Genomic DNA, 18,638 nt, shown 5'->3' with positions numbered 1-18,638 from the left:
CGCCATGACGTCGCGCCGCGCTCCACGCTCCCGAGACACCACCGCGGCGCATGCCGTCGCCGCGGCCGACAGGCCGCGCTTGCCGCGGCTGCATTCGGTGCTGCGGGCGTCGCGGCAGCGCTGTCTCGTCGGGCAGGCGATGGCGCTGGCGCTCTGGAATGCGCCGGCCTTCGCGCAGAACCTGATCACGCCCGACGGCCGGACGCAGACGAACGTCGCCGTCAGCGGCACGACCACGACGATCACGACGCAGACGATCTCCGGCGGGGCGGGCTATAATTCGTTCTCGCGTTTCGAGCAGGGCGCCGGAACGACCGTCAACCTGCACCTGCCGCAGAACACCGGCGTGCTGGTCAACATCGTCCGGGACGGGCCGGTCGTCATCGATGGCATCCTGAATTCCTATCGCAACGGCCGGATCGGCGGCCATGTCTACTTCTCCGATTCAGCCGGCTTCACCGTCGGCCCCAACGGTGTGATCAACACGGGTCAGCTCACCGTCAACACGCCGACGCGCGACTTCCTCGAGCGGGTGATCGGCCCCAACGGGGTCGTCGACGAGGCTTTGGCGACCCGCCTCAAGGCGAATGACGTGCCGGTATCGCCGGACGGGCGGATCACCATCGACGGGACGATCAATGCCCGGCGCGGCGTGACGCTGAACGGCCATTCTGTCAGCGTCGCCGGTCAGATCCGGGCGAACGCCGCCCCGGTCGACGTCGCCGAGCGCCGCCAGCGCCATCGCACGGCCTTCTCCGAGAGCGTCAACACGACCGGGCTGCGGCATGGCGGGGCGATGGTCGCCCGCAAGGGCGGCGGCATCGAGATCGTCGCCGCCGACACGGTCCGTGTGTCGGGCCAGCTCAGCGCCAACGCGACGGGGCGCCGCGCCGCAGGGACCGTCAGCATCCGCTCGACCAATGGCGTCACGATCGCCGCGGCGGCGAAGATCACCGCGACCGGCACCGCCCCGTTGCCTCGCCTGGCCGCCGCGGCGGAACCAGCAGTCAACACGGGAGACGGCGGCAAGGTCTCGATCACCTCGGATGCCGCGATCTCGATCGATCGCGGCGCGATTCTCGACGTCAGCGCCGCGCGGGACATCGCCGCCAAGGCGGGCTCGGCCATCGTCTTCGCCGGCACCAATCTCGATGTCGCGGACGGTGCGATCTTCCGCGGAACGGCCGGCACGAGCGGCGATGGCGGCTTCCTCGAGCTCAGCGCCAGGGACACGGTCACGCTCGGCGCCATCGACGTCGACCTCTCCGCCCGCAACGGCAAGGCGGGCCTGCTCTACATCGACCCGGTCAATATCGTCATCGGCACGGGCGGCAACGCCAACATGATCACCAACGGCACGGATGTGTCGCTGGAGGCCACGAACAGCATCACCATCCGGGGCGACGGCCTCATCGATACGCGCAACTTCAACCGCCAGGCGGGGGCCCTTTCCGCGACCAATGCGTCGCTCGGCAACTCCGGCAACATCACGCTCGAAGCGCCCAAGATCGAGGTCGCGGGCCAGCTGCTCGCGGGCGTCAGCGCCGGCAGCGCCTTCTCGGCCGGCGATGTGACGCTCACCGCCAGCCAATCGCAGACGCTGCTCTCCGGGGCCGCCAACGCCGAGGCGGGCATCAAGGTCTCCGGCACCATCATGGGCCGCGACATCGTGATGACGGCCGATGCGCGCGCGGTGTCGTCTTTCATCGATCCGAATGCGGAAACGCTTGTCGCGCTGGCCGCGCAGACGCTGGGCGGCGCCATGTTCGGGCTGAACGGGTCCTATGTCGGCAGCACGCTCTCGTCGAAGGTCGAGATCCAGTCGTCCGCGGTGATCGAGGCGAGACGGGACGTCGTCGTCAGCGCCAGCGGCCGGCAGGAGGCTTCGCTGCCGGCGATCACGCTCTCGGGCAATTTTCCCTGGGGCGCCGCGGTTTCGATCGGCGAGATCGCGGGTGAGGTGAAGGCGGACGTCGCCTCCGGCGCGCGGATCACGGTCGGTGGAAATCTCGACGTCAGAGCGTCGAACGATATCAAGCTCGGCGTCACGGCGCTGACGCTGACGACCGGGCAGAGCCTCGTCGCGGCGACGGTCGCCTATGGCGCCGTGGACGTCTCGACCGCGGCCAAAGTTCATTCCGGCGCGATCATCAACGCCGGCTATGCGACCAACGTCAGCGTCTCGGCCCTCACCACCAACAGCTTCTCGACCTCGGCCACGGCGATGGCCTCGGCGGGAAGCGTCGGCGGCATCGCCTTCGCCTATTCCGACTACAAGGCGGCCACGGAGGCGCAGTTTGGCGCCTCGCTCGGCAGCGCCGCCAACAAGGTCGGGAGCCTCACCGTGCAGGCGGTCTCCGACACCACCAAGAATGCGACCAGCGCCACGACAACGGTCGGAAACAACGCGCTCTTCAACGCCGGCGATGCCGGTTCGACGGCGTCGGACCTCCTGACCAAGATCCTCGGCAAGGTCAGCAGCGGCAGCAGCAGCGTCCCCGCCAAGGTCGGCAGTGCCATCGCGATCGCCGAGAGTGGCCTCAGCGCCAAGGCCTTCATCGGGGCCGATGCGGGCGGAGCGGCGCCCTCCATCTACGCCAACGGCAATGTCGCGGTGGCAAGCCGCCAGTCCGATTTCGGCGTGCGCCTGATCGCGGACAGTTCGACCAATTCCACGTCCAAGGACCCGACAGCCGCCAACCCCCAGGCGCAGATCTCGCTCTCCTTCGGCATCGCCGTCGGCAACTACGATCACCACTCGACCGCCTATATCGGCCCCGACGCGACGGTGAGCGCCTACCGCGTCGGCGTCGGCGCGACCAACGAGATGCCGATCTCGAACACCTGGACGGACTGGGCCGGGCTGTCGGAGGCCATCTCGCACCTCAACGGCAATCTCGGCGTCGTCAACAACATCCTGACGACCTACGCCAATGCCAGCTCGTCCTCTTCGCAGCTCGGGCTGGCCGGTTCGGTCGACTATTTCCGCGTCAACAACGAGACTTCCGCCTATATCGCCAGCGGGGCGACGATCACGGCCGCCGCGCTGGGCGGGGGTATGCGGACGACGCTGGCGGACGGCTACGAGCAGGCCTGGAGCCGGGCCGTCAGCGTCTCGGCCGACACCACCGTCCACAGCATCGACGGCGGCGGCAATTTCGGCTTCACGGGCGGTGTCCAGGGCGGCGCCGGCTCGGCCGCGGGCGGGACCCTGCTCGACATCGGCCGCAGCAGCCGCACCGTCGCCGCCATCGCGGATGGCGCGACCGTCACGGCCGGGGAGCTGGCGGTGACCGCGACGACCTCGGACAAGATGTTCGTCGTCGCGACCTCCTCGGGTCGTTCCGCCGGCGTCGCCCTCAACGGCATGGTCTCTTTGGCGGGGCTCAACAACCAGACCCTCGCCTCGATCAGCAACCGCGCGCTGATCACCGCCGATCTCGTCGATCTGCGCGCCGAGCAGTTCGTCTCGCTGTTCTCGCTCGGCGGCGCCCTGGCGGGAGCGAGCTCCGGCGGCAGCAGCTTCGGCGTCTCGGTCGCACGCCTCGATGCGACCACGATCACCCGAGCCTTTATCGGCGACAACGCCGGCGACCTCTCCGACGACAGGCTGCGCGGGACGGGCATCACACAGGGGCTGATCCGAACAGACTCGCTCACCATCCAGGCTGCGACCACGGGGCGGCTGACAGCCGCCTCGATCGCGGCGGCGGCGATCGATCCCGTCTCCTCCGACGGAACCATTGATGTCCTCGGCGACGATCCGTTCTTTACCAAGGTCGCCGCGGCGACCTCGGCACAAGGCGGGGGCAGTCCCTCCCTCGGGCTCGCGGGCAGTGCCGCGATGGCCTCGACCCGGCTCGGCACCTCGGCCTGGATCGACGGCGCGCGCATCGAAAACAAGTTTCAGTCACTCTCGACGGCTGTCAGGGCGCTGAATTCGAGCATCGTCGAGATCGGCTCGGGCTCGGCCGCGCTTAACCTCTCCAATGCGAGTGCGCCCTCGGCCGCACTCGCAGGCGCGATCGCCTATGCCAAGCTGGATAACAGCACCGACGCCCATATCGCCGGCTCGACGCTGACCAATATCGGCAACACCAGCGTCCAGGCGCTGGCGGGCGGGCGGATCACCGCCGTCGGGCTCGGTTTCGCCGGTGCGCCGGGCGGCAACGGCGCCGCGGCGATGTCGGTCGCGCTCGGGCTGGTGACCGACCGTGTCTCCGCGGCCATCTCGGATTCGACGCTGCTCGCCGGCACCTACTCGCTCGGTGCCAACGCGGTCGCGGTCAACGCCTATCAGACGACCGATATCGGCATCGGCGGCGGCGCCGCCTATGCCGGCGCGAAGAACGGCATCGGCGTCGCCCTGACCTATACCGAGATCGGCGACCCCGACGGCGAGGACGCCGTCAGCGCCAAGGTGACGCGCTCGCGGCTGGACACGGTCCAGAGCCTCAGCGTCACCGCCTCGGGAGCGAGCCGCATCGTCTCCAGTGCGATCAGCGCAGGCCTCGGCGGCAACGGGCTGGCAGGCTCGCTGGTCTTCAACACCGTGACGCCGACGATCCGGGCCATGATCGACGGCGGCTCGACGACGCCCGCCTTGATCACGACGCGCGGTGACGTGCTGGTCTTGTCTGATGGCAGCCGTAACGCCACCCTCGACGCGCTGATCACCGGCCGCCAGCTCTTCGCCCGCACCGACACCCGCCAGATCGACTTCACCGGCTCCGCCGCCAATAACGGGACCGCCAACCCGACCGGCGCGGCGATCGTCGCCATCGCCGGCGTGGCGCAAGGCGGCACCAACAATGTCGGCGTCTCGCTGCTGGTCAACCGCGTCGCCCAGTCGCATCTCGCCACGATCGACCAGGTCGACCTGACGGCGGGCGGCTTTGTCAGGGTGCGCGCGCAGGACGGCGCCACCATCACCGGCGTCGCGGTGGGGCTCGGCGTTGCGACGGGTGCCTTCGCCGGCACGGCCTCGGTCGTGCTGCAGTCCATCGGAAACATCGCCCGCGCCGGCATCGCCGGCAGCGCCACGTCCATCACCGCGGCGGGCCTGGAGGTCGCCGGCGCCGTCAGCTCGACGATCCGCGCCAGCGCCGGCTCGCTGGGCATCGGCATCGGCACGGCAGCGATCGGTCTCTCGGTGGTCGAGAGCGACATCGCCAACGAGGCCGACGCCACCGTCGCCGATGCGACGATCCGCGCCTCGGGCGACGTCGTCCTGCGCGCAACCTCGACGGCCACGATCGACACGCTCGCCATCGGCATCGCCATGTCGCGTAATGTCGGGCTGGCCGGCTCCGTCGCCAACAACAGCATCGCCACCGACGTCGCCGCCACGGTGACGGGCGCCGACATCCTCGCCGGCAACAATCTCGGCCTCTTTGCCGCCAACACGGACCGCATCACCGTCTCGGCCGGCGCGCTCGGCGCGACGCTGGGCGCGCCCTCCGTCGCGGGCGGCCTGTCGGTCGTCAACAACACGATCGGCGGCACGACTGCGGCCTCGATCGGGGCCGGCAGCACGGTCGATGCGCGGGCCGGCGGCTCCGGCTCGCTGAGCTATGAAGCCGGCCAGCTGGTCACAGCGTTCGACCTGAGCACGGCGACCGGGCCGAGCGCCGCCCAGCCCTCGCTGGCGATGACGGCGCGCACCATTCATGGGCTGGGCGTCGTCGCCACCTCCCAGCAATCGGTCCTGGCCAATGCCGTGACCGGCGGCGTCGCGATCTTCCCGATCTCGGCGGCCATCACCGTCGTACCCGTCCGCACTGTGCTCGGCGGCAGCACCAGCGCGACGATTCACGCCAGCGCCGTCAACACGCGTCTTTCGGGAACGGATTCGACGGCTGTCGCGATCGAGGCCGCGAGCCATTCCTATGCCGCGACCTTCATCACCGTCGGCTCGATCGGCGGCGTCGCGGCGGCGGGCGCCGACGCCAACACGATCATGCAGCGCAGCACCCGCGCCGCGTTGACCAACAGCACGCTCGGCACCACGACGCCGGGCTTCATCGGGCTTGGCGTCACGGCCCTCGACATCGCGGCGAACGCCTCGCAATCGGCCACCGGGACCGTGATCGGCCTCGCCGTCGGGGCGGCCGGGGCAGCGGCGTCGGGCATCGTCAACAGCTTCGCGGCGACGACGGCGGCGACGCTCGACCAGGGCCTCGCCACCGCCGGCCGCGTCGCGGTCAACGCCGAGAGCCGCAACGGCTTCTACGGGCTGGCGACGGTTGGCGCTGCGGGCGTCGGGGTCGGGCTCGGCAGTGCCTTCACCGTCGGCACCAGCCGCAACACGACGCTCGCCACCATCGGCGGCGGCGCCGGCCAGACCATGCTCAACCTCAACGGCGCGCTCGCCGTGGCGGCGCGTAGCCTCAACGATTTCACGCTGCTGGCGACCGGCGGCGCGGCCGGCGGCTCCGCCGGCGTCGCGGGCATGGTCAATTTCATCGATGTCGAGAACGAGACCCGCGCCGGGCTCTACGGCGTCGTCGCGACCCTGCGCCCAAGCAGCGCCGCTGGAGTCGCCGTCACCGCGACCGAGACGACGCGCATCACGCCGACCACCGCAACCGGTGCGACGGGCGGAATGGGCGCCGGCGCCGCCGCCACCATCGCGAGCCTGGACAGCCGCGTGCTCGCCGACATCGCAGGCTCGACGCTCTCGGCGCCGGGCGCTGTCTCGGCCTCGGCCACGTCGGAGCGGATCGTCGACGCCCGGACGGTGACGCTCGGCGTCGGCGGCTCGGCCGGCATCGGGGCCTCCGTCGCGGTGATCTCCGTCGGCACCGGCACGCCGGCCGGCGCGGGTGCAGAGCTCAACGCCAATGGCGACGGGACGCTCGCGCGCGTCAGCCAGCTCACCGCCGGTAACGCCGATCTCGTTTTGAGCGCCAGCGGAGTCGCCGCCTATCGCAGCCTTCTCGGCACGGCCGGCGCATCGATGACGGACACGGCTCTGCGCGACGCGGCGCAGGCCGAATACGATCTGCTGCTCGCCAACGACACGGTGGCGAACGGGGCGCTGACGCTCGGCGACTTGGGTGTGGCAGGCCTGCGCAGCACGGCCGCGACCGCGCTCGGCATCACCAGCCCCAGCGACGCGCAGGTTCGCAACTGGGCCGCCCAGCGCTACGCCGCCCTCAGCGGCGGCACCGTCGCCTATCTGATGAGCGATGCCGGCGTCTCCGCCTATCGCGCCACCGTTGCCGCGACACTGCCGAACGCGACGGACGACCAGATTCGCAGCGCCGCCAATGACGCCTATGCCCGTCTCCTCGTCAATGGCACTGTCGCGAACGGCGTGCTGACGCTGAGCACCGCCGGCCTCGCCGCGTATCGCGCCGAGGCGAGCGCGGCCCTTAGCCGGACGGCGACCGATGCCGAGGTCCGCAGCTATGCGGCGCAGCAATACAGCTTCTTCACGGCCAATCGCAGCCGCATCGTCGCGCCGGTCTCGCAAAGCGCCAGCGCTCTGCTCGACGCGGCCAGTTCGCGCACCGCGGCGACCGTCACCGGCGGCAGCATCGCGAGCGGCTCGGTCGCCGTCACCGCGCTGTCGCTCACGACGACCACCAACCTGGCCACCGGCGTCGGGGTCGGCGGCGCGGCCGGCGTCGGCGCGGCCACCGCCTACACCAATGTGGGCGACAACGTCTCAGCCACGCTCGACCAGATCACCGTGACCACCGGCTCGATCGCGCTGAGCGCCAGTTCGACCGATGGTGCGGGCTCGGCCGCCCGCGTCGAGGCGCGTGCGGGAGCCGGGGCGCTCGCAGCCGCGGCGGGCGCAGCGGTCGCGTCCGGTTCGCTCACCAACACCGTGACGGCCAGGCTCGGCGGCACATTGACCGTCACCGGCGCGACCTCCGTCAACGCTGCCAACAGCCAGACCGGCCGCTCGGATGCCTTCGGCGCGACGGTGGCGGGCGGGCTCGCGCTCGGCGTGTCGCTGGCGACGAGCACGGCGAACAGCACGGTTTCGGCCAGTCTCGCCACCGGCGCCCAGCTGAGCGGGTCGGGGCTGACCCTTGGTGCCAGCAGCCAGGGCGCCGCCCATGCCGCGGCGGTGGCGGGCGCGGGCGGTCTGCTCGCGGCCGGTGCCGGCGCCCGAGCGGACGCGACCGACTCGTCCAACGTCGAGGCCGTCATCCGCACCGGGGCCAGCGCCCATGTCGGTACGGGCACGATCGCGGTGCGGGCCGACGCGTCGCCCGACGCCAAGGCCTTGGCCCAGGGTGTGGCCGTGTCCGGCGGGCTCGCCGTCGGGGCGGCCATCGCCAACGCCACGGTCACGCCGGTCGTGAAGGCGATGATCGAAGGCAATGCGGGCCTTCCCCCGGTCGCGCAGTTCACGGCGGGCACCTTCTCCGTCCGCGCCACCGGCTCGGTTTTCGGCACCACGCTCGGCGACGCCGTCAACCTGTCCGCTTCGACGGCGGGCTTCTCGCGCGGCGGCCTCTCGGCGGCCGCTTCGGCGCTCGCGGCGTCGGGCTCCAACTATGTCAGCGCGACCGGCACCAGGGCCTCGGCCACCAATGGCGCCCAGGTGACCGCCTCAGTCGGCAATCTCGTCCGGCTGCCTGCGGCCATCGTCACGGTCGCGGCGAGCAACACCACGGCCCAGGGCGCCACGGCCAGCGGCGTGAGCTTTGGCGGCGTCGCCGCCATCGGCGCGGTCACGGCCGATGCCAGCGCCGACACCGGCACCACCGCCTCGCTCGGCGACGGGGTCCGGATGGACGCCGCCGGCAGCGGCAGCCTCGCGGTCGCGGCCACGGGCAGCGACACCCAGATCGTGCATGCGCAGGCCGGCAGCGGTGGCATTTTCGCCGGCTCCGGTGCCGAAGGCACGACCTCCGCCAACGGCGCCGTCACGGCCTCGCTCGGCAGCGACGTCGTCATCAACACCGGCCTCGTCACGGTCGCCGCAAGCCATGCCACCCGCTATGCCGCGCTCGTCGACAGCCTTCAGGCGGCTGCGCTCGGCGCCAGCGCCGCTCTGGCGAAGACCGAGGCGAACGTCACGGTGCTGACCGAGCTCGGCGCCCGCGCCAACATCGTCGCCGCCGGTCCCAACACGGCGGGCTGCTTCCTGTCGAGCTGTGTGCAAGCCATCTCGCTGACGAGCCGCAACGCCTTCGAACAGCTCGATCTCGGCGCGTCCGTTCAGGCTGCGGCCGGCGGCGGCATCAACGGCGCCGGCGCGACCTCGACCACGACCCTCTCCGGCACCTCGCGAGTCGTGCTGGGCGACGATGTCGTGCTGGCCGCCGGCACGAGCCCGACCGGGGCGCCCGGGCCGATCCTGATCCAGGCCTGGAGCGAACTCACCGGCGATGACACGGCGACGCTGACGACGGGCGGTCTGCTTCAGGGCGCCGGCGTCACCACCCGCTACAGCGCGGAAGTCGACAACGCCGTCACGCTCGGGCTGCGCAGCACCGTGACCTCCTTCGGCGTGATCAATCTCGGCACCTATACGACCGCCGACGTGCGGGCCAACGCCTATGTCAGCACCTACGGCCTCGCGGGCGTTGGCGTCGCCGATGCCAACGTGACCGTGAAGACGCGCAACGACGTGACGATCGGCGCGAATGCGACGCTGCTCGGCCTCGGCGACGTCAACGTCACCGCCGGCCGCGACGGCTCGGGGCTGAAGACCAACAGCCTCACCGGCCGGGCAACCGCGCTGGGCTATGTGCGCGGGCTGATCGCGGTGCCGGATGCCGACGCCTCGACCGACCTGCAGAATCATGCCCGTGTGGAGGTCGCCTCCGGCGCGACCATCTCCAGCGCGCAGAACGTCACGCTCGGCGGCTATGACGGGCTTCTGAACGCCAATGCCGACGGCACCGGCCATGGCTACCAGCTCTATTTCATCCCCGTCACCAACGGCAGCAGCAGCCCCGGAGCCTCCTCCTCCTCGACGCTGGTGATGAACGGCACGGCCACGGCCGGCATCTACAACACGCAGCGCATCGAGATCGGCTGCGGGACCCATGCGGCGCAGCAATGCGGCGTCAACGATACGCCGACGATCCGCTTCGTCAGCGGCGCGCCGGTGACCGCGAACTACAACACCGCCTTCGACGCGGTGTCCTACATCAATGCGCGCTATGACGCTTCGGTCGCCGGCACGCTCATCGCAGGCGTCAACGGCGCGCCGGTCAAGGCCGTGCGGCTGAGCCAGCTCTATGCCGCCGGTGGCAATGTCTATGTCGGCGGCCGCACGGTCTCGGGCAGCGGGACGTTGACGGCCCGGGGCGGTCCCTCAATCACCGTGGTCAACCGCAGCAACGCCTATCTGGTGCTGGATGGCGGGGCCTATATCCCGGAATCGACGGGCGGCCAGATCTTCGGCGCCACCGGTGGCCTGACGCGCAACAGCAACCCCGACGCGACGCCGGTCATCACCGTCGACAACGCCTATGCGGGCGCGCTCGACAGCAGCGGCCAGGGGCCGGCTTTGCTGATCGCGGGCGACATCACCAACCTCGCCGGCGTGGTCTCGATCAACAACACGCTCGGCTCCTTCGGCTTCTCGGGGCAGCGCATCGACTCGCTCCAGTTCAACGCGACCGTTCCCAACGGCGCCGTGGCCGTGTCCTCGAACGGACCCAACGGGATGTATAATGCGGGGGGCTCGCCGCAGGGCGAATACGGCGCCTATATCGTCTATCCCGGCGGCGGAGCCGGCTCCTCCAGCTTCAGCGCCGACGAGGCGATCTACGCCGCTGCCAATGCGCTCGCGGTTGCGGCCGGCGCAACGAACCTCAACTACTTTCTCTACGGCACGCAGGCCGACGGCGCGACACGCAACTGGTCGCTGCAGTTCTTTGGCAACTGCGCCGGCTACATCGCCGATTCCGGTTACAACTGCACCGGTGGCTACACGATCGGCAACGACATCAACTTCAGGGTCATCCCGACGGTGCCGACCTACCGGGAGAGCAACCCGACAGTCGCGGGCAGCCTACCCAAAATCTACGGCGCGCAGGTCGCGATCAAGGCGACGACGATCAACATCAACGCCTCGATCGAGGCGGGACGCATCACCAACTGGTCGGGAACGGTCGATGCCGGCATGGCCGCGCGCCTTCGGAACTTGCGCCAGGATTACCTCGATCGCGGCTATGTTGAAGTCGGCCTCAAGGAGGCCTTGGGCGGCGCCTGGGCAAACCAGAGCGCGGTCCCACTCTACTACGATCTCGCCAACGATCGCCTGGTCCTCTGGGACGTCAATGCCTCCTCGGGTGGCGGCTCGGTGCTGCTCGATGGCCAGATCATCAGCACCAACACCCTCGGCTCGATCAAGATCAATGGCGGCTTCGGCGATGTCAGCCTGAACAACACCTCCGGGCTCGACCTTGTCGTCAACCGCGTCAATACCGGCACGGGCGTCGGCGTCGCCGCGAGCGTCAGCAAGATCACCATCGTCGACCGCCTGATCACCTCGGGGCCGAACACGACGGTCTACGCCTATACGCCGGGCTCCGGCATCGCCGTCTACAAGACAAACAACGGCGCCCAACCCGTGCTCGGCACCACGGCGCCGGTCGTCTTCGTCTCCGGCGACACGACGAGCTACACCCCCGTCGCCGGCACGCGCTACGAATGGACGCAGCAGGCGCTGCTCGAGAAGGTGGGCCTGACGGTCGCCAACCGCAACCAGCGCGACGTCGTCTCCTACTGGGTCTACAACTCTGGCACGTCGAGCAACCCCTGGGTCTATGTCGACGCGCAGTCGCCCAGCACAAACCCCGGCGCCGATCCGCGCTACTGGTGGTCCCGCTCGGCCCAGGCGCCCAGCGCCACGGGGGTCTCGGGACGCCTGACCAACAATCTCGGCCTCACCCATGTCGGCCTGACCCAGGAGATCACCGGCGGGCATCTCGATTTCATCAACAATTCCGCCAGCTATGGTGGCTGCCAGGGCGGCTCGCCGAACTACTGCGATCGCGGCTTCGTCGGCCAGCCCGGCGCATCGCAGGCGGTCTGGGACTACAACTACGCCACCAGCGCCTTCGTGCAGGTCACGGCCTCGGTGAAGGCGGACAACCCCTTCGGGATCAGCTTCGCCGGCAATGCCGCAGGCCGCGTCAACATCACCTCGAACGGTTCCGTTCTGCAGAACGGTACCATCGTCAATCCGAGCGGCACGACGACGATCGTTGCCTCGGGTGGCAGCATCACCCAGACGAATAACGCCACGATCCTCAGCAATAACCTGAACCTGACCGCGCGTGACTCGATCGGCACGCAATCGGCGGCGATCAAGGCGACGCTGACCAGCGGCGCCGAGCTCAGCGCCATCACCGGCAGTGGCGGAATCAATCTCGACATCACCGGCGGCGCCCGGGTGCTGGCCCTGCGCGCCGACGGCAACCCGAACGCCTATGGCGACATCAAGGTGCATGCCACCGGCAGCCTCGAGGCCGTGACCTCGGTTGCGACCCACGTCATCGGCCGCAACATCACACTCTCCAGCGAGAATGGCGGCATCGGCTCCCTGACCAACCTGATGAAGCTCCAGGCGGTCGCGACACGGCTCCCGAACGGCACCTTCGTCGACGGCGTCGTCAATGTCTCAGCGCTGGGCGACATCGGCGTCGCGCAGCTCACGGGCGATCTGCGCGTCGGCGAGATCAGCAGCGGCGCCGGCAATGTCCGCATCGACGTCAATGCCGGCAGGCTCGTCTCGGCCACGGGCCAGACCGCGGCGCAGGCGCTGAGCGCCGAGCAACTTTCGCAGGTCTCCCGCGCGCTGAAGCTGACCTCGGCGGAGGGTGCGGATGCTGCGGCGCTGGCCAGCATCGCCACCTTCGAGTTGCAGGTGACGCAGGCCTATGGGCTCTACGCGGCGCTCATCCGCAATGGCAGCGTCGACGTCAATGGCGTCTTCCGGCTCAGCGACGCCGCGGTCCCGCTCTACCAGGCCTTCGCCGACGCCGCGCTCGGCCGCACCGCCAGCGCCCAGCAGGTCAAGGACTACGCCACCGCGCGCTACGCCAGCTATGCCGGCGCCTTCGAGACGGCCTATGGCGCCGGCTGGTCGACGCAGGCGCGGTTCCAGCCTGCGACGCTCCAGAGCAACTACAGCTTCCGGACCACCGATGCCGACGCGGCGACGGGGCTTGCCACCCGCATCGCGGGCGACGCGGTCTGGACCGATCGGCAGCTCGTCTCTGCGATCAACCAATCGGCCTTGCAGCCGGCCTCCGGCGTCGTCGGCAACGGCACGGCGCTGGTCATCGGCCATGACGTCACGCTGAACATCGCCGGCAGCATCGGTTCGCTGGCGCCCGACATGCAGGTCGCGCTTTCGGATATCCGCAGCGGTTCGATCAGCAGCGACCAGCTCGCGGCGCTGGCCGTCGCGACCACGCCGGGCACGGTCAGGATCATGGGACAGCGGCAGGACGGCAGCCTCGTTGAGGTCGCCGATCTCAACCAGGTGCCGGCCGGCGTCACGCTGGTCCGGGTCGACGTCAAGCAGACGGCGCCGCTCTTCATCAATGCGAGCGGCACCTTCTCGGGCTCCGCCCAGGGCGACGTCTATGTGCAGTCGACCGCGACCCCGAACTCGGCCGGCGGCACGCTGACGATCGGCCGCGTGACCGCGACGGGAACCATCAATCTGCAGGCGCCACAGGCGATCACGGTCGCGATCGGCGCGGACGGAACCACGCCGCGCAACGCCGTCCAGATCCAGACCGCCGGCGACCTCGTTCTGGTCGCCGGCGGCGGCGGCATCGGCTCCGCCGCGACGCCGCTGACCTATCAGATCGGCGGCCGGCTGGTCTCGGCTTCGGCTGCCGCGGGCGACGTCCACCTCGTGGCGAATGCGGCAAGCGCGCAGATCGGGCGCATCTTCGCCTCCGGCACGGTCTCGCTCACTGCCGGGGCGGGGGGAATCCAGAGCTACCTGCCGGGCGTCGCAATTTCGGCCAGCACGATCCAACTCAACACCAGCGGCGATGTCGGCTCCCTGTCGGCGGCACTGGCGGTCCAGATCGGCGCGGCCGGCGAGATCTCGGGCCGGATCGGCGGTTCGGCCTGGCTCGCGGCGCCGACCATCGCCGGCCAAGCGCCCGCTGCGCTGAGGATCGGCGACCTCGAGGCCGGTGTCAGCCTGACGGCGAGCGCCGATGGTGCCATCGAGGTGCTGCGCCGGGCGCGCGCCACGAGCGGCGCGCTCGACCTGACGGGGAGCCGGATCGCGATGGCCAGTGGGGCAATCGTCAGCGCTGCCGGCCGGGTCGCGCTGTCGTCCGGCAGCGACATGGTCCTGGGCTCGGTCACCAGCGCGCTGGTAGCGCCGGTGGGCGGCGCCTCGATCCTGCTTACCGCCGCCGGCAGCCTTCTCGGCAACGGCGACGCCGGCGCCCTCATCGATGCCAGCCAGAGCGGCGGCGTCATCTCGTTCGTCGCCGGCGCGGGCATCGGCAGTGCGGCGGCAGCCCTGGCCTTTGCCGCGCCATCCGTGTCGGCGAGCAGCCTGGCCGGGGACATCCATCTGGCGACGACGGGCCCGACGCATGTGATGACCCTCGTCGCCAGCACAGGCGCAATCCGGCTGGACGCCGGGGGGGACCTGACGGTCGATACGCTGACGAATGCCGGCAGCGCCACGCTCGCGACGTCCGGCGGCGCGCTGACCGTCGGCGCGCTCTCGTCCGGCGCGGCGGCCACCCTCACGGCGAGCGGCGCGGTCGCCCTGACCGGCGCCACGACGACGGCCGGCGGGCTGGCGATCACCTCGACCGGAGCCGGCATCACGGCGGGCGCGCTCGATGCGGCCGGCGATGCGAACCTGACCGCCGCGACGGGCATCACGCTGAGCGGCGCCCTGACCGCTGGCGGCACCGCGACGCTGACCGCCCAGAACGGCGCGCTGCAGCTGGCGAGCCTTCGGGTCGGACACGCGAGCCTGTCGGCGAGCGGCGCGATTGACCTGACCGGCGCCACGACGACGGCCGGCGGGCTGACGATCACCTCGGCAGGCGACGGCATCACGGCCGGTGCGCTCGATGCGGCCGGCGATGCGAGCCTGAGCGCCGCGACGAGCATCACGATGACCGGCGCCCTGACCGCTGGCGGCACAGCGACCCTGACAGCCCAGAACGGCGCTTTGCAACTGGCGAGCCTGCGTGCAGGAACGGCCAGCCTGTCGGCGCGTGGTGCCATCGATCTCACCAGTGCGGCGACGGTGGCCGGCAGGCTGACGATCGCCTCGACCGGGGCGAGCATCGTGGCGGATGCGCTCGATTCGGCCGAGGATGCGATTCTGTTCGCAATGGCAGGCCTGACGCTGGGCGATGTGACCGCGACGCGCGACCTGTCCGTCGTGTCCACCGGCAGCAGCCTCATCGCGCGGAGCATCCGCGTATCCGGTGCGGCGACGATCAGCGCCGTCGATATCGATATCACGGGTTCCTTCGCGGCGGGCGGCCGCGCCAATCTGACAGCACGGGCTGGTGCGTTGCGTCTGGCGGGCTTTCAGGCGGGCGACGATGCGCGCCTTTCGGCCACCGGAGCGATCGTTCTCGGCACGGACGTGGCCGCGGCGGGCGACCTGTCGGTCTCAGGCGCCATCATCGAAGCCGATGCCCTGTCGGCAGGGCGCTTGCTGAACCTCTCGACGTCGGGCGCCATGACGCTCGCCGCGGCGCGGGCCGGCCGCGATGTCATCGTCCGGGCCGAGCGGGTCTCGATGGGGACCGTCGGGGCCGGGCGCGCGGTGGCGATCGATGCTGACGGGGCCATCGTGCTGGGCACCATCGGTGCCGAGTCCGGGGGGCTGACCATCGTCTCGCGGCGCGCCGGCATCGCGGCCACGCAGCTCGACGCGGCGGGCGACGCCGCCCTCTCCGCGGCGGGCGACATGGCTCTCGGCACCGTGGCGGCCCGCGACGTGCTGGCCGTCTCGACGGCGGGTTCGCTCGCGATCGGCTCGCTCGCCTCGACCGGAGCGGTGACGCTGTCGGCTGCCGCGACGCTCGACGGCGGCCGGCTGCTGGCCGCGGGCTCCGCCAAGCTCGATGCAGGCGGGCGGCTGGATGTTGCGAGCCTGTCGACGGGCGGCGATCTGAGCCTTGCTTCGGCATCGGGTGATCTGACTATCGGTGACGCTGCCATCGATGGGTCGGCGGCGCTCGTTGCGGCCGGTGCGATCACGGCTCAGCGCCTGTCGGCAACCGACGCGCTCGTCGTCGAGGCCGGGCGCAGCGGCATCGGCTCCGTCGCGATCGGGGTCGGGGCGGCGCGTCGCGCCACATTCACCGCCCCCGATACGGTGCGGCTGGGCCGGTTCGGCGCCGGCGAGAGCATCACCATTCTGGGCACGCGGATCGCAGCCGACATCGTCCAGCTTCCCTCCGGCGGAACCCTGCCCCTGCAGGTCGACATCGGGGGGGCGCGTGAGCGAACGGCCGAGAGCGTCGAACTCGGCATCGATGCGCCGCGCTTCGAGACCGGTCGCTTCGACGCCACCGAGGCGCGTCTGACGACGAGCGCGCAACGGCTCGACCTCCGCAACGCTTTCGTTCCGGGCAGCCTCACGCTGACGACACCGGTGATGAGCGTCCTCAGCAACAACCGCAGCCCGGTTCCGCGGGCCGGCTTCGACGTCCAGCTCTTCCCGAACAACCGGTCGTATTTCGTCACGATCGATGGCAAGGCCCTGACGACCAGCGCCTTCATCGTGCGTTTCGATGCCAGCGTGGCCGATATCCCGCCCTCCTCGGGCGCGTCGCTGACCTTCGATCTCGAACGTCTGGGGCCTCTCCTGGGGAGCGCCCCGTCCTTCCGCGATGCCGCGCGCAGCTTCGTGTTCGGTCCCCTCGGGTTCCAGCCCGGTCCGGTGCCGGGCCTCGACGGAATGCGGGCTCCGGGGCTCCCGCTGGGCCAGCCCCTCGTCAACCTCGACGAGACCGAGGATCAGCCTTGAGCCGATCGCGAGGGCTGGCCCGGCTGGCGGTTCTCGCGCTCGCATTCGGCGGCATCGTGCCGTCGGTGCGGGCGCAGATCGTGTCGCGGACGATCGAGAGCGAAGCGGAACGCCAGAGGCTGGGCATCGAGCGCCAGACCCGGCCGCAACGCCAGAGCGGCCCGGGTGTGGTCGCGCCTGCGCCCGGGCCACGGCTCGAATTCCCGGCCGGCGGCACGAAGATCCTGCTGACCCGCATCGACTTCGCGCCGTCGCACTTCCTGGCATCGGCCGATCTGGATGCGATCCGCGCCCGGCATGTCGGTCGCGAGGTCGATCTCGCCGCGATCGGCGCGATCGTGCAGTCGGTCAACGATCTCTATGCGGAGCGGGGGCTGATCACGGCCAGCGCCGTGCTGCCGCCGCAGAAGCTCGATGGCGGCGTGCTGACGATCGGCCTGGTCGAAGGACGCCTCGGCACGGTCGGCCTCTCCGGCGCCGTCCAGACCTGGCCCTGGTACATCCGGGCGCAGATTCCGGCAGGAGAGGGCGAGGTGGTCGATGCACCCGCGCTGAACCGGTCCGTCTCGCTGTTCAACCGGCTGAACGATCTTCAGGTCCGGGCGCAACTCGGTCCGGGCGCCAGCTTCGGGCTGACCAATCTCGACTTCGCGATCACCGAGCCGGCGCGCAACATCGTCCAGCTCTCCTTCGACAATCAGGGTGTGATCTCGACCGGGCGCTATCAGGGCACCCTGTTCTGGCGGCATCACAACCTGCTCGGCATTGACGACCGCCTGATCGTCTACGGGTCGCGCGTCAGGGGCAGCGTGCTCGGCAGCGCCAGCTACACGCTGCCCGTCTCGCCCTGGGGGACGCGGTTGGGAGCGAGTTTCAACCGGTCGGCCTATCGCATCGTCGCCGGCCAGATCCGCGAGCTGAGACCCGAAGGCGTCTCGGAGAGCGCATCGCTCACGCTGTCGCAGCCCATCTTCGCGACCGATCTCGTCCTGCTGCAGGCGACCGGCTCCTACGGGCTGGGCAGCGGACGCAGCAAGCAGCTCGACATCGCCACCGTCGACAGCCGCTATCGCCGCCTCATGGCCGGCGCCGCGCTGACGGTCAGCCTGCCGTCCCTCCAGCATTCTTCGACGGCCAACTGGGCCAGCGTGACCCATGAGAACCTGATCTTCGGCGACAAGCGGGACTTTGTCCTAATGACCGGCAATACCACCACGGTCTGGCGCATCACCGACGACATCTACGGCTCGCTCGTCGGCGCCTGGCAGCACAGCCGCGATAGGCAGCTGCCGGGGGACCAGATATTCCAGATCGGCGGCCCGACCACGGTGCGCGGATACCCCGTCGGGGCGGCCTTCGGCCATTCGGGCTTTTATGCCCAGGCGGAGCTGCATTACGTGCTGCCGGAGCCGCTGCGTCAGCTGGAGGCCTTCGTCTTTCTCGATCACGGCATCACCTATGCCAGCGTCGTGGCCCCGGCCCGCGCCACCGCGGTCGGCGCCGGCCTGATCTGGCGGCCGCTCGACTGGGCGACGCTCGAGGGCGGCTTCGGCCATGCGCTCGAACGTGTCTCGGCCTCGCAGCGCGATGTCGAACTCTATGTCCGGCTCAGCCTGCGCAAGAGCCTCTGAGCACACGCCGCCGACCATCGAACCCCTCAGCCTTCCGCCAA

Annotated in this window: 2 protein-coding genes; both read left to right on the top strand. The window is 70.4% G+C overall.

All coding sequences use genetic code 11. From position 1 onward, the window contains the following. Positions 1-4 precede the first annotated feature (4 nt). On the top strand, positions 5-16,966 hold the full coding sequence (locus Q8S38_RS11105) for a leukotoxin LktA family filamentous adhesin (protein ID WP_305680473.1): 16,962 nt from the start codon (positions 5-7) through the stop codon (positions 16,964-16,966). After that, entirely contained in the window at positions 16,963-18,597 is a 1,635-nt protein-coding gene (locus Q8S38_RS11100; RefSeq protein ID WP_305680472.1) for a ShlB/FhaC/HecB family hemolysin secretion/activation protein, read from the top strand. The genes Q8S38_RS11105 and Q8S38_RS11100 overlap by 4 nt, the downstream gene beginning before the upstream one ends. Positions 18,598-18,638 lie beyond the last annotated feature (41 nt).

It is taken from the genome of Allobosea sp., from assembly GCF_030695125.1.
In the GTDB taxonomy this organism is placed as follows: Bacteria; Pseudomonadota; Alphaproteobacteria; order Rhizobiales; family Beijerinckiaceae; genus Allobosea.
Note: the sequence above shows the minus strand (reverse complement) of the source record. Positions and strands in the feature narration are given on the sequence as shown.

Excerpts from the sequence above, each read along its gene's own strand:
- Q8S38_RS11105 (WP_305680473.1), top strand. The coding sequence starts at position 5 with ATGACGTCGCGCCGCGCTCCACGCTCCCGAGACACCACCGCGGCGCAT.